This window comes from Pseudopedobacter saltans DSM 12145, assembly GCF_000190735.1.
Classification (GTDB): Bacteria; Bacteroidota; Bacteroidia; order Sphingobacteriales; family Sphingobacteriaceae; genus Pseudopedobacter; species Pseudopedobacter saltans.
The window spans coordinates 2,829,311-2,844,400 of record NC_015177.1 but is presented as its reverse complement, the minus strand read 5'-3'; the positions used below and the strand labels follow the sequence as shown (position 1 = coordinate 2,844,400).

9 protein-coding genes are annotated in these 15,090 nt (G+C 41.0%); 5 read left to right on the top strand and 4 right to left on the bottom strand.

The features are described from left to right. The first annotated feature begins 28 nt into the window (after nucleotides 1-28). Complete coding sequence (locus PEDSA_RS12220) at nucleotides 29-898, top strand: carbohydrate kinase family protein (RefSeq protein WP_013633463.1); 870 nt, start codon at nucleotides 29-31, stop codon at nucleotides 896-898. Between the two features lie 4 nt (nucleotides 899-902). Here the strand turns inward: PEDSA_RS12220 and PEDSA_RS12215 are convergent, their stop codons facing one another. From PEDSA_RS12215 to rsmI, 3 genes are all read right to left on the bottom strand, one after another. Further along, entirely contained in the window at nucleotides 903-1,367 is a 465-nt protein-coding gene (locus tag PEDSA_RS12215) for a methionine-R-sulfoxide reductase (RefSeq protein ID WP_013633462.1), read from the bottom strand. Nucleotides 1,368-1,604: 237 nt separating this feature from the next. Then, nucleotides 1,605-2,477 (bottom strand): succinate--CoA ligase subunit alpha, encoded by an 873-nt coding sequence (gene sucD / locus PEDSA_RS12210; protein WP_041537435.1) that lies wholly within the window; start codon nucleotides 2,475-2,477, stop codon nucleotides 1,605-1,607. A 177-nt stretch (nucleotides 2,478-2,654) separates the two neighbouring features. Then, complete coding sequence (gene rsmI, locus PEDSA_RS12205) at nucleotides 2,655-3,326, bottom strand: 16S rRNA (cytidine(1402)-2'-O)-methyltransferase (RefSeq protein ID WP_013633460.1); 672 nt, start codon at nucleotides 3,324-3,326, stop codon at nucleotides 2,655-2,657. A 121-nt stretch (nucleotides 3,327-3,447) separates the two neighbouring features. Here rsmI and serS point away from each other — a divergent pair, with 121 nt between their 5' ends. Continuing rightward, nucleotides 3,448-4,719: a serine--tRNA ligase gene (serS, locus tag PEDSA_RS12200; protein WP_013633459.1), complete on the top strand. Its 1,272-nt coding sequence runs from the start codon at nucleotides 3,448-3,450 to the stop codon at nucleotides 4,717-4,719. Nucleotides 4,720-4,839: 120 nt separating this feature from the next. Here serS and PEDSA_RS12195 read toward each other — a convergent pair whose 3' ends face one another. Further along, nucleotides 4,840-5,313, bottom strand: coding sequence for a ferredoxin reductase domain-containing protein (locus tag PEDSA_RS12195; protein ID WP_052305791.1), 474 nt, complete (start codon nucleotides 5,311-5,313; stop codon nucleotides 4,840-4,842). 428 nt (nucleotides 5,314-5,741) lie between these two features. Between PEDSA_RS12195 and PEDSA_RS12190 the strand changes: the two genes are divergently transcribed. From PEDSA_RS12190 to PEDSA_RS12180, 3 genes are all read left to right on the top strand, one after another. After that, on the top strand, nucleotides 5,742-6,767 hold the full coding sequence (locus PEDSA_RS12190) for a helix-turn-helix domain-containing protein (protein WP_169311987.1): 1,026 nt from the start codon (nucleotides 5,742-5,744) through the stop codon (nucleotides 6,765-6,767). A 253-nt stretch (nucleotides 6,768-7,020) separates the two neighbouring features. Beyond that, a complete protein-coding gene (locus PEDSA_RS12185) occupies nucleotides 7,021-13,692 on the top strand; it encodes a YDG domain-containing protein (RefSeq protein WP_013633457.1) in 6,672 nt (2,223 codons plus the stop codon). Nucleotides 13,693-13,811: 119 nt separating this feature from the next. Continuing rightward, complete coding sequence (locus tag PEDSA_RS12180) at nucleotides 13,812-14,690, top strand: PorP/SprF family type IX secretion system membrane protein (protein WP_013633456.1); 879 nt, start codon at nucleotides 13,812-13,814, stop codon at nucleotides 14,688-14,690. Nucleotides 14,691-15,090 lie beyond the last annotated feature (400 nt).

The window sequence follows — 15,090 nt, the reverse complement described above, 5'->3', positions numbered from 1 at the left end:
TGATATAATATAATATAATATAATAAATATGAAGAAAATAGTATGCTTTGGTGAAATACTGATGGACATTCTTCCAAATGGAAATCAAAAAATAGGCGGTGCTCCGTTAAATGTTGCATATCATTTGAAGAAGTTAGGTGTAGGTTCAGGAATTATAAGTCGTATTGGGAATGATAAAGAAGGAGAGATCTTACTACAATTCTTTAAGGAAAATAAGCTGCCAACAGATTTGCTACAGCGGGACGGTATATATCCTACCGGAAGAGCTATAGCTACCCTGGCCGGTACCAACGAAATGGTGTACGATATCGTATTTCCTTCAGCCTGGGATTTTATAGCTTTTGATGATACGTACCGGACAATTCTCAGAACAACAGATGCTTTTGTTTTTGGAAGTCTCGCTACCAGAAATGACGTATCAAGAACTTCTTTATATACTATACTGGAATATAGTTCTTATAAAGTCTTTGATATTAATATCCGGAAACCACATGCCGATATGGCGGTTATTGGAGATTTGTTGTCGAAATCAAATCTGGTGAAGTTGAATGAGGTTGAGACTAAGCTTCTAGGTGAGCATTTTGATTTTGGTAACATGGAAAGGCAAATAGTAGAACGGCTTTTGGAGAAATTTGGTGTACAAGAGATTATTGTCACCAAGGGTGAAAATGGAGGGACTTATTACAATGCGGTTACAGAATTAAATTATCAGGCAGTACAAGTAAAAGTTAAAGACACGGTCGGAAGTGGCGATTCATTCCTTGCAGGTTTTCTGAAAGAGCGTGTACAGGGAGCCCCTATAGAAAAGTGTCTGGATACAGGATCGAAACTTTCGGGGCTTATTACCTCTCTAGAGGGCGGATGTCCGGATTACAATATAAAGGATATTGGTTTGTGATAGTCTATTTTACTTTATCGGGAATAAAGGTCATAGATACCGAATTAACGCAATGTCGGGTATTTTTCGCTGTAAAACCTTCACCGTAAAAGACATGACCTAAATGGCCTTTACATTTAGCACATATAATTTCTATTCTGCGACCATCTGCATCTCTTATTTTCATTACAGCGCCTTTAATTTCATCATCGAAACTTGGCCAGCCACATTCAGACTCGAATTTGGTTTCAGACCTGTACAATGGAGCATTACATCTCTTACAGATATAGGTCCCTTTCTGCTTATTGTTAAGTAATGCACCCGAATAAGGAGCTTCGGTACCTTTATATACAATTACCCGTTCTTCTTCCTCAGTTAATTTGTTGTAAGTTGAGGAAGAGGGCGATGTCTGATTTTTTTTCTCCTGTGCACAAGCACTTATGCTTATAGCAATTAGAAAGAAATGGAATAATAACAAAGCTGTTTTCATGATTAAATCAATAAAACAAATTTAACGTATAAAAGATTGAAATATGATTTTGATTTACTAGCATTTCGGGGTAATGTTTAAGAGTTTGTTTATGAGTGTTTTAAATGGGGTGTTATTGTTTTTCCTTCTCCTTGGGGAGGAGGTACCCGCAGGGAAGATGAGGGGATTTCAAATGAAATCAAATAAAAAAGCCGAGAGTACATATTCCCGGCTTTCCATTAAATATTTTAGGATGGATTACTTAGCTAACAATTTAGCCATTGCAGCACCAATTTCTGCAGGACTTTCTACTACTGTAATACCACATTCTCTCATGATTTTCATTTTAGCAGCAGCAGTATCATCCGCACCGCCAACAATAGCACCAGCATGACCCATTCTGCGTCCTGGAGGCGCTGTCTGTCCAGCAATAAAACCAACAACAGGTTTTGTGCCGTGTTCTTTAATCCAACGGGCAGCTTCAGCTTCCATTCCACCGCCAATCTCACCAATCATAATGATTCCGTGAGTTTCAGGATCATTCATTAATAATTCAACAGCTTCTTTAGTAGGTGTGCCAATAATAGGGTCACCGCCAATACCAATAGCTGTAGTAATACCCAAACCAGCTTTTACTACTTGATCAACCGCTTCGTAAGTTAAGGTTCCAGATTTAGAAACTACGCCAATATTACCTTTTTTGAAGATAAACCCCGGCATAATACCAATTTTAGCCTCGTCAGCTGTAATAATACCAGGACAGTTAGGGCCAATTAGACGGCAATCTTTATCACTGATGTATTCTTTAACCTGAATCATATCTTTTGTAGGGATACCTTCAGTAATACAAACAATAACTTTAATACCTGCTTCTGCAGCTTCCATAATAGCATCCGCTGCAAATGCCGGAGGTACGAAAATAATGGAAACATCAGCACCAGTTTGGTCTACAGCATCTTTTACTGTATTGAAAACCGGCCTGTCAAGATGTTTTTGACCACCTTTTCCAGGAGTTACACCACCAACAACTTGGGTTCCGTACTCAATCATCTGCGTAGCATGGTAAGTACCTTCATTACCGGTAAAACCCTGAACAATAACTTTAGAATCTTTATTTACAAGTACACTCATTACTAAATTTTTGTATGGCAAAACTAAGATAATCGCATTGAATAGCAAAGGATTTTTATATTTAGTTGTCAGTGGCTGGTCATTAGTTAAGATAGTAAGCCCGGTTTTCAAATTATCGGGAAGCTCGGAAAAATAGTAACCACTTTGTTTCTCACGTCTCATATCTCAAACCCAATCTCAACTTCCGCTTATACAAATTACAAACTCGCCTTTTATAGTTCCTTCAGCAAAATGCTGTTTAATTTCAGATAAGCTTCCTCTTACCGTCTCTTCATACATTTTGGTTAACTCCCTGGAAACAGAAGCCTGCCTGTCGGCTCCAAAGTATTCCATAAATTCTTCTAAAGATTTAAGAAGTCTGTGTGGAGATTCGTAGATAATCATGGTTCTTTTTTCCAAAGCCAGTTCTTTCAATCTGGTTTGTCTGCCTTTTTTTACAGGAAGAAAACCTTCGAACACAAAACGATCATTTGGTAAACCAGAGTTAACCAGAGCTGGTACAAAAGCTGTTGCGCCCGGCAAACATTCAATCTCAATATCGTTTTTTATAGCTTCGCGACTCAGCAGATATCCCGGATCTGATATCGCAGGCGTACCTGCATCGGAGATAAGAGCAATGTTTTTTCCCTCATTCAGGAATCTGATGATTTCATTAACCGCTTTATGCTCATTATGTTGATGATGCGAAAAAAGCTTTTTATCTATCCCGAAATGTTTCAGCATAGGAGCAGAGTTTCTGGTATCTTCTGCCAAAATAATATCAGCCTCCTTTAGCACTTTTACTGCTCTAAAAGTCATATCATCTAAATTACCAATAGGTGTAGGTACAAGATATAGTTTCCCTTTCATATTACTGTCGTTGTTCGTCTCTCGTTTATCGTCTGTCGTTCATCGAACAACAAACAACGAACATCGAAAGACGAATATCGAAAAACAAATTTTAATCCTATTTTTGTCAAAAAAATAAAATATGCTGCAAGTTAGTTATATCCGCGAGAATAGAGCACATGTGCTTGAACGTTTAAGTGTAAGAAATTTTGGTCAGCCTGAATTGGTTGATGAAATCATTGCTATAGATGAGAAAAGACGTTCGACTCAATCGCAGGGAGATGCATTGCAGGCAGAAGCTAACGCAGCGGCCAAAAAGATTGGTGAGTTGATGAAGGCTGGTCAAAGAGAAGAAGCTGAAGCAATAAAAGCAAAGACCAGTGCTACTAAGGAAGATATTAAAAAATTGAATGACGAGCTGGCTGCTTTGGAGCAGGAATTATACAATAAGATTGTACAATTACCTAATCTTCCGCATGCATCTGTGCCTAAAGGTATTTCTGCAGAGGATAATGAAATTGTGCTGACTTATGGAGAAGCTCCAAACTTACCTGAAAATGCACAGGCTCATTGGGACCTGGCAGCTAAATATGATTTAATAGACTTTGAGTTAGGAACTAAAATTACCGGAGCAGGTTTCCCGGTATACAAAGGAAAAGGTGCAAAATTACAGCGCGCATTAATTAATTTTTTCCTGGCAGAGGCCGATAAGGCAGGTTACGAAGAAATGATGTTGCCTCATTTGGTAAACGAAGCTTCTGGTTTTGGAACCGGACAATTGCCGGATAAAGAAGGGCAAATGTATTTTGTAGGTTTGGATAATCTTTATCTTATTCCCACGGCAGAAGTTCCAATTACCAATCTTTATAGAGATGTTATTTTAAAAGAAGATCAATTGCCTGTTAAAAACTGTGGTTATACACCATGTTTCAGAAGAGAAGCAGGTTCTTATGGGGCACACGTAAGAGGCTTAAACCGTTTGCATCAATTCGATAAGGTAGAGATTGTGCAGGTGGTACATCCGTCTCAATCCTATGAGGTGTTGGAGCAAATGAGCTTACATGTGCAAGGTTTGTTGCAAAAGCTAGGCTTGCATTACAGAGTGCTAAGATTGTGCGGTGGCGATATGGGATTCACTTCTGCCCTAACTTATGATATGGAAGTATGGAGTGCTGCTCAACAGCGTTGGTTAGAAGTCTCTTCTGTATCTAATTTCGAAACTTATCAATCTAATCGCTTGAAATTACGTTTCAAAGCTAGTGAAGGCAAACCACAACTGGCACATACATTAAACGGAAGTGCATTAGCATTACCTAGAATTGTCGCTTCTATTCTGGAGAATTACCAAACAGAAGATGGGATTAAAATACCTGAGGTATTGATTCCTTATACTGGTTTTGATATGATCAGGTAGCTGGTGTTACAAAAAAATTAAAGTCTGGAAGCCAATCTTAATTACTCAAAATCGAGGTTAAGTTGAAATGAATATAAAAGATATGAAGCTGTTTTCAATATTTTGAAAACAGCTTCGTACTTAAAAGCCTTCTTTAACAATAAAAGTATCTTCTATACCCAGTGAAGATAAATGCCGTTCTATCGCCTGCATCATTGGGTCGGGACCACAGAGATAAAAATATAAGGTGTGGTCGTTTATGTGTTTTTTTATCAGTTCAGCAGAGATATAGCCGTATTCGTAGTTTGGCAACTGCTCGTTAGAAAGTACGTTAACAAATCTGCTGCCTAACAATTTGCTAAAACTGTCTTCAAGAATAATATCTGCTTTAGTTTTATTAGCAAAGATCAATTTGCTGTGTGCAATGCCATCCCGCTTTTCAAGCTGCTTAAAAATGGCAATGAAAGGAGTAATACCCGCACCGCCGGCGATAAAAATGCCATCGCCTTTGTATGTGATATGCCCGAAAACATCTCCAATAATTAACTCATCAATATCCCGTCTCAAGACATTTGTTCCTTGTTCTTTTCTCTTTGTTCTATACAACAGTTTCATTAAGTCATTAGTTGATAAAGTTTGAAGTCGGAAGACCGAAGTTTGAGTTTATGGCCTTTCAAAGGAATGAGAACATAAGATAAGTCTTTGTTCTTGTTCTTTTAGCTTTGTTTCTTTTACTTTTTATTTCGTACAGTTAATCACTAACCAGTTCCGATCCGCAGACTATTGATTTCAATACAGGCTGTATGGATGATAAAAAATAAGTCAAAGAAGAATTCTTTTGTCTAATTTATCGGAAGATTTTAGATATTTGCCACTCAAACATAGATGCGCCGCCTATTTATTATATGAATGTTTACAATTTAGTTCTTTCCGGGATATGTTTTTTGTTCTTTGTTTTTGCGCTTAACCTAATCTTCACCAGGAAACAACATCAAGCTTTGGGCCGGCTTTTAGCAATTATCATTTTTGCCAGAATTGGTCAGATGATGATTTATCTTTCGGTACGTGGTGGGTATTTAGAAGCTTTTTCTATATTGTTCAGACTCTTTTATCCTTTGTATTATTTAACGCCAGCCGTCCTATATTTATATATTACGAAATTACTGGGTAATGATAAGAAGAGGAAAGGAATTTGGCTGCATTTTATTCCTTTTTTGATCGCAATAATTCATTTTATTCCATGGGAAATAAGTCCAAATATTAATTGGGAAGCAGTGGCTTATGATATAGAAAGAAATACTCAGGTTTTTGTTTTACAACGAACAGGATTGCTCCCAGCTGTCTTTTTAGTTTATTTTAAAATAATACTCCTGCTGGGTTATCTTATAGCTTCATGGGCGGCGTTTGTGAAGTCTCCATTATTTAAGCAGAAAAACTGGAGCACACATAAAATCTGGATAAGCTTTATTCTTTGTCTGGCAACAGTTTTCCGCATGATAAGTTTATTACCTATATGGATACCACAAAGTGCAAAGGACTACCCCTGGTTTATCATGGTAAACTGCGTTGGACTTGTTATGATCGTCTTGTATATTCTACATAAACCCGGTTTATTATATAATTATTTATTGGTCAATGTAAAAATAGGTGATCATGTAGTACCTGGTACTAAAAAAGAAAAAGGCACTGGCACTATCGTACAGGATACTCATAAGAAAACTATCGGAAATCAACAGGCGGTAAATGGTTATGACCTGGAAAAGCTTATGAGAACCAAACAGCTTTTTCTAAATCCTAATATGCAGATTATTGATCTGGCCAGTGAAATAGGTATTTCTGTACATCAATGTTCATCTCTGGTAAATAATGAGACAGGCAAAAGTTTTCGGGATTGGATAAATACACATAGGGTTTTGTTTTTTATTGCGACGTACCCGGATCACAAAAGTTATAAAACAATTGAAGCCATGGCGAACGAGGCTGGTTTTAAAAGTTTAGCCACATTTTACAAGGCCTTTAAAAAAGAGACTGGTGTAATGCCTAAACAGTATTTTATCAAAAATTCCTGAAGACTTCAAATTTTTCACACGCCCATTAATATTTGTTAAAGCTTGACAATATTCAAACAAGGCTCTTAAATCTCGATAGGAGAAGCCGGTTTGACGTTTTATTTTCTCTAACTATTCAAAAACTGAAGTTTTTTTTGAGAAAAGTAAACCGTTAAGTTTTGTTTTATAATCACTTTAGCATCACTAAACTTTCAATATACTATGCTTGGAGAAAGAAATCCTCTTTATCCCGGCATAGCTAAACAGTATGATTATGAATAAATTTTTACGAATTTTAACTTCGTTTCTTTTGTTGTTTAATCTCAAAGTATTTGATACAAATGCACAAACAACACATGGTTTTTCTACAGTTCCAACATTTATTGATTATCCAGGAGTACCGTCATGGAAACAGATAGCAGAAGTTACTATCGATGGTGTGGTTTATCAAATCTCAAATGGGGGTAATGATACTTGGGTATATTTGTCAACAGGAGGAAATAATAATAGTACTTCGCTTAGCTATGCCCCATCTTCAACAATGCCTGTTACAATTAAAAGAAAAGATGGACTGCGATTCAAATTCTATGGCGTATGGTTAAAGTATACCAACTCTTCATCTGGTTATTCCGCTCCATGGTTAACGGTTGCTTATACAGGATCCGCTTTGTCAAATGAAGTTTATGGCGCAAATACTACTACATTTCTTCAAAACAAAAATATCAGTGTAACAGATGTAACTTTAACTTTTTCAGGGTTGTCGGGGTTAAATTTAGATGACCTAACTGTGGGACCGGATGATACAGATCCTTGCACAGCTCCTGTGATTACAGGGAATCCACCTAATCGTTCCATCTGTAATGGTGGCAATACCACTTTTACCAGTTCAGCTACTGGTGCAACGGCCTATCAATGGCAGGTAAATACAGGTGCTGGGTTTACTGATATTTCCAATGGAGGCGTATATTCTAATGCTACTACTAATACGCTTACTATTACTGGGGCTACGGCGACAATGAGTGGTTACCAGTATCGTTGCAAGGCTATGAATGGTAGTAGTTCTTGTTTCAGTAATTCAAATAATGCGACATTAAGCATCTCGAACATGACGGCGAGTACTGCTAAAAATGATGTGCTTTGTTACGGTAACGCTACTGGTTCAGCAGCAGTTTCACCAACAGGCGGGATAGGTTCTTACACCTACAGCTGGTCACCCAGTGGTGGCACAAGCTCAATAGCAACTGGCCTTACCGCAGGGACCTATACCTGTACTATTACTGATGCTATTAATTGCCAGATACAAAAAAGTTTTACTATAAATCAACCTGCCTCGGCTTTGGATGCGACTATCACAAAAACTGACGTAAGCTGTAACGGAGCGTCTAACGGAACTGCTACGGTAGTTCCAACAGGAGGTACATCCGGTTATACTTACAGTTGGGCACCGAGTGGAGGAACGGCTGCTACGGCATCTGGATTGGCGGTAGGAACTTATACCTGTACCATTACCGATGCTAATAATTGCCAGATTACAAGAAGTATTACTATTACGCAGCCCACAGCTCTTAACACGACAGCGGGAAGCAAGACGGATGTAAGTTGTAATGGCGGTTCTAATGGTACCGCTACGGTATCTCCTACAGGCGGAACTCCGGGTTATACATACAGTTGGGCGCCACGAGGAGGAACAGCAGCCACAGCAACGGGCTTATCTGTAGGTACTTATACAGTAACAGTAACGGACGCTAATGGATGTACAGGCACCAAATCATTTACCATTACACAGCCCACAGCTCTAAATACTACAGCAGGATCAAAGACAGATGTAAGCTGTAATGGAGGATCTAATGGTACCGCCACAGTATCCCCTACAGGGGGTACACCGAGTTATACATACAGTTGGGCACCAAGTGGAGGAACAGCAGCCACAGCAACGGGCTTATCTGCAGGTACCTATACAGTAACAGTAACGGACGCTAATGGATGTACGGGCACCAAAACATTTACCATTACGCAGCCCACAGCTCTTAACACGACAGCGGGAAGCAAGACGGATGTAAGTTGTAATGGCGGTTCTAATGGTACCGCTACGGTATCTCCTACAGGCGGAACGCCGGGTTATACATACAGTTGGGCGCCACGAGGAGGAACAGCAGCCACAGCAACGGGCTTATCTGCAGGTACCTATACGGTAACAGTAACGGACGCTAACGGTTGTATGGGCACCAAATCGTTTACGATTACACAGCCCACAGCTCTAAATACTACAGCTGGGTCTAAGACAGATGTAAGCTGTAACGGAGGCTCTAATGGTACTGCCACAGTATCGCCAACAGGGGGGACGCCGGGTTATACATACAGTTGGGCACCAAGTGGAGGAACAGCAGCCACAGCAACGGGCTTATCAGCAGGTACCTATACCGTAACGGTTACCGATGCTAATGGATGTACGGGCACCAAAACATTTACCATTACACAGCCCACAGCTCTAAATACGACAGCGGGAAGCAAGACAGATGTAAGCTGTAATGGAGCCTCTAACGGGACTGCCACAGTATCGCCAACAGGGGGTACACCGGGTTATACATACAGTTGGGCACCAAGTGGAGGAACAGCAGCCACAGCAACGGGCTTATCTGCAGGTACCTATACCGTAACGGTTACCGATGCTAATGGATGTATAGGAACCAAATCATTTACCATTACACAGCCCACAGCTCTAAATACTACAGCGGGAAGCAAGACAGACGTAAGCTGTAATGGAGGATCTAATGGTAGCGCTACTGTATACCCTACAGGTGGAACGCCGGGTTATACATACAGTTGGGCACCAAGTGGAGGAACAGCAGCCACAGCAACTGGCTTATCTGCAGGTACCTATACCGTAACGGTTACCGATGCTAATGGATGTATAGGAACCAAAACATTTACCATTACGCAACCAACAGCACTTGATGCAACTATATCGAAAACAGATGTAAGCAATAATGGAGGTTCTAACGGTACAGCGACTGTAACGCCTTCTGGAGGAACAGGACTTTACACTTATTCATGGTCACCTTTAGGAGGTACGGGAGCAACAGCAACAGGTCTTTCCGAAGGTAATTATACGGTAACGATTACCGATCAGAATTTATGTAGTATTACCAAAACTATATTTATTGATGCACCTCCTGCGGCACCAGCTAACCTTACGGTAGCAGCAGGACATCAACAAAATGAATTGAACTGGGGCGCTAACATAGAAAATGACCTGGTAGGTTATAAGGTTTATGGAGGTACAACAAGCAATGCTACAGTGTTATTACAAACTGTGATACCTCCATTAACAACTTATACTCATAGTGGTTTGGATAACGGAACTACCTATTATTACCGTATAACAGCAGTAGATCAGGCAGATAATGAAAGTACTTACAGTACAGAAGTAACGGCTGTTCCTAAAGCATCACAAATCATTAATTTTAATGCATTTACGAACAAAACCTACGGCGATGCAGATTTTGATGCAGGAGCCACAACAACGTCGGGCTTAACCATCAGTTACAATTCTGATAACCCAGCGGTAGCAACCATAGTTGCCGGTAAAATACATATCGTGGGAGCCGGAACCGCTAACATCACCGCCAGTCAGGCAGGAAATGACTTTTACAAAGCTGCCGCCGATGAAGTACAGGTTTTAACCGTAAGCAAAAAAGCCTTAACGGTTACGGCTACAGCCAACAACAAAATTTACGATGGGAATGCCAATGCAATTGTAACATTAAGCGATAACCGTGTAACAGATGATGTACTGACTTTAGCCCATACAATGGCAACGTTTGACAATAAGAACGTAGGAACCAACAAAGCGGTAAGCGTAAGCGGTATCAGCATCAGCGGAACAGATGCAGGTAATTATACTTTCAACACCACAACATCAACGACAGCCATCATCACGGAGAAATCCTTAACCATTACAGCAACGGCAACAGATAAGGTGTATGACGGAAATGCCAATGCCACGGTAAGCTTAAGCGATGACCGTGTAAACGGAGATGTACTGACTTTGTCAAATACCACCGCAACGTTTGACAATAAGAACGTAGGAACCAACAAAGCGGTAAGCGTAAGCGGTATCAGCATCAGCGGAACAGATGCAGGTAATTATACCTTCAATAGCACAGCATCAACGACAGCCAGCATCACGGAGAAATCCTTAACCATTAGCGCAACGGCAACAGATAAGGTGTATGACGGAAATACGAATGCCACGGTAAGCTTAGGCGATAACCGTGTAACAGGCGATATACTGACTTTAGCCCATACAACGGCAACGTTTGACAATAAGAACGTAGGAACCAACAAAGCGGTAAGCATAAGCGGTATCAGCATAAGCGGAGCAGATGCAGGTAATTATACCTTCAATAGCACAGCATCAACGACAGCCAGCATCACGGAGAAATCCTTAACCATTAGCGCAACGGCAACAGATAAGGTGTATGACGGAAATACGAATGCCACGGTAAGCTTAGGCGATAACCGTGTAACAGGCGATATACTGACTTTGTCAAATACCACCGCAACGTTTGACAACAAGAACGTAGGAACCAACAAAGCGGTAAGCATAAGCGGTATCAGCATCAGCGGAGCGGACGCAGCAAATTATACTTTCAATAGCACAGCATCAACGACAGCCAGCATCACGGAGAAATCCTTAACCATTACAGCAACGGCAACAGATAAGGTGTATGACGGAAATACGAATGCAACGGTAAGCTTAAGTGATAACCGTGTAACAGATGATGTACTGACTTTAGCCCATACTAATGCAACATTCAACAACAAGAACGTAGGAACCAACAAAGCGGTAAGCGTAAGCGGTATCAGCATCAGCGGAGCAGATGCAGGTAATTATACCTTCAATAGCACAGCATCAGCAACAGCCAGCATCACGGAGAAATCCTTAACCATTACAGCAACGGCAACAGATAAGGTGTATGACGGAAATACGAATGCAACGGTAAGCTTAAGCGATAACCGTGTAACAGGCGATGTACTGACTTTAGCCCATACCAATGCAGCATTCAACAACAAGAACGTAGGAACCAACAAAGCGGTAAGCGTAAGCGGTATCAGCGTAACGGGCGCAGATGCAATTAACTATACCTTTAATACTACCGCTTCAGCTACGGCCAGCATCACAGCAAAAGCCTTAACGGTTACGGCTACAGCCAACAACAAGATTTACGATGGAAATACGAATGCTACTGTAAGCTTAAGCGATAACCGTGTAAGCGGAGATGTACTGACTTTAGCCCATACAACGGCAACGTTCAACAACAAGAATATAGGCAACAATAAGCCGGTAAGCATAAGCGGTATCAGTATCAGCGGAGCAGATGCAGCAAATTATACTTTCAATACCGAGGCATCAACAACAGCGAACATCACGGCAAAAGCCTTAACCATTAGCGCAACGGCAACAGATAAGGTGTATGACGGAAATACGAATGCAACGGTAAGTTTAAGCGATAACCGTGTAACAGGCGATGTACTGACTCTGGCAAATACAGCTGCCACGTTTGATAATAAGAATGTAGGAGCAAACAAAGCGGTAAGTGTAAGCGGTATCAGTATCAGCGGATCGGACGCAGTGAACTACACATTCAATAATACTGCAGCTACAACAGCTAACGTTACCCCGGCTAAACTCAGCTATGTAGCCTCGCCGGTAACAAAAGTATATGGAGATGCAAACCCATTATTAACAGGAACGGTAACCGGTTTCGTAACAGGGGATACCCAGGCCAATGCCACTACGGGAACCCTGAGCTTTAGCACAGCGGCCAGCAACGCCAGCGGTATCGGCAGCTATGCGATAACTGGCAGCGGCTTAAGCGCACAGAACTATACCTTAGAGCAGGCAGCAGGCAACGCAGCGGCATTAACGGTAACAGCCCGTCCGGTCACCATCAAGGCAGATGCGAAAGCTAAGATCTATGGCGATAACGATCCTGCGCTGACCTACCAGATCACTACAGGCAACCTGGTGAACGGAGATACCTTTACAGGTGCGCTGCAACGCGATAACGGACAGAATGCAGGCAGCTATGCGATCAAACAGGGAACAGTTGCCTTAAGTAATAACTATAACCTGAGCTACCAGCCGGCAAACCTGGTGATCAATAAGGCATTGTTAACCGTTGCGGCGAACAATAGCTCGCGCTGCTACGGAACAAATAACCCGGCATTCAGCGTAAGCTACAGCGGATTTAAATACAGTGACAATGAAAACAGCCTGACGAGCAGGCCAACGGTAAGCACCATGGCCAATACAGGTAGCGTTGCGGGTAATTACGAACTGGTACCATCGGGAGGCGTATCGGCTAACTATGATTTCAGCTATGTAAAAGGAACCTTGACGGTGAACCCGCTACCAATAAACACGATAGTGAGTGACAAAGGAACCAGTATCAGTAAAGGAGAAACAGCGGTACTTACCGTAAGCAGCAACAACGGTACAAGCTACAGCTGGACGACAGCAAACGGTATCATCAGCGGTCAGAACAGCGCTGTGTTAACGGTCCGTCCAATGGAGACCACTACCTATACAGTATTGGTAAGGAATGCCAATGGATGTGAGAGTATTTCAACCATCACCCTGGAAGTGAAAGAGGATTATATTGCTGTAGAAGCAGAGAATTTCATTACACCAAATGGAGATGGCGTGAACGATAATTGGGTAATCAAGAATATAGATGCCTATCCGAACCATACCCTGACTATAGTAGACAGATCAGGAAAGATTATATACAAGGTGAGAAATTATCAAAATGAATGGAATGGAACATTGAATGGCTTGCCGTTAGCTCCGGGTACATATTTTTATACAATCCATTTTGACGATAATCAACCGCAAAGAAAGATGACCAGAGGATTTATAACGATAGTAAGTAATAAATAAAGTTGAGAGAGTGAAATAGAAAGTTCAGGTATCCGGGAAGGGACGACCGGAGACGGATGCCTGAGCTTCTTTCATTCATCGAAAAACGACCAACCAACAACGAATAACGACCAACAAGAATGAAAAGATACATACTCATAATATTATTACTGACAGCTATAGGAGGGGGTGCGGCAAAAGCACAGTTGAACCCCTTAAAAAGTCAGTACTTCCAGAATGAATACCTGGTAAACCCTGCAATGGCAGGCAATCATGGCAGACCAGAGGTGTTTGTTAACTATTCCAACCAGTGGAATAAAATAGATGGAGCACCGGTATTATCCTCCATCTCGGGGAGTCTGCCAGTGAACAGTAAGGCGTCCTTTGGAATAAATATTATCAATGATAAAGCGGGACTTATTGGAAAGACGCAAGCGATGGGAAGCTTTTCGTACAAAGTGCCATTTTCAGAAGATCATGCGTTACGCTTTGGTGTATCAATAAGCTGGTCTCAGGACCGCTTGGATTATGGCCGGGCGACATCCAGCGGTATCAGCGATACTGAATTGGCAAAATACAACGATCGGGAAAACTATCTCGATGGGAACCTGGGTATAACCTATCAGTATAAAGATATAGAGGCACAGTTCAGCTACCTGAGTCTGAACGAGAAACGCTACAGTCGTATTTCAACAGTAGATTACGCTACATTCTACAGTTCATTGAGCTACAAGATCAGGTTTGATGGAAGCTTTGGGGTAAAGCCCATGTTTGCCTATCGAGGGATAAAGAACTATGAAAACCAGTGGGATGTTGCAGCGGAATGGAATGCGGATCAGTTACGTTTCTACACCATGTACCATAGCAACCGGAGCTTTACAGGGGGCATGGGCTATCTGGACAGAAGTGGACTGTTTGTTTCTGCTTTGTATAATTCTGAACCATTACATTTAAGAGGTTTTAGCGGAGGCATATTTGATGTGGTAGTGGGGTATAGATTTGGGAAGATGGCGTACTAGTTCATAAAGTCGGAAGACCAGGGACCGAAGTTTGAATCTATGTCCTTCAAAAAAAAATGTTGGCATAGGTCTTTGTTCCTTGGTCTTTTAGCGTTGTTCATTACACTCAGTTCATTGAACCATTAGTTGAATGTTCTGATTGATATCTGAGTGGCAACATTGATCTTTGTTCCTTGTTCTTTAAACTTGTTCTTACGCATTAGCCTGTGTTAAGAGTTGTCATATATCTTATTGATCGCGATGGATTAAGTCAGTCCAGTTACTTTATAGTATATAGTTGAAAGTAAGATAACTCACTTCTAGAATTTTTCTTGTCAATTTCATGAAAGCCGTCGTTAAATAGAACCTAAGGGTCTATATCAGATGGTTTTTTCCTTTAATATATTCGTTTTGTTAATTA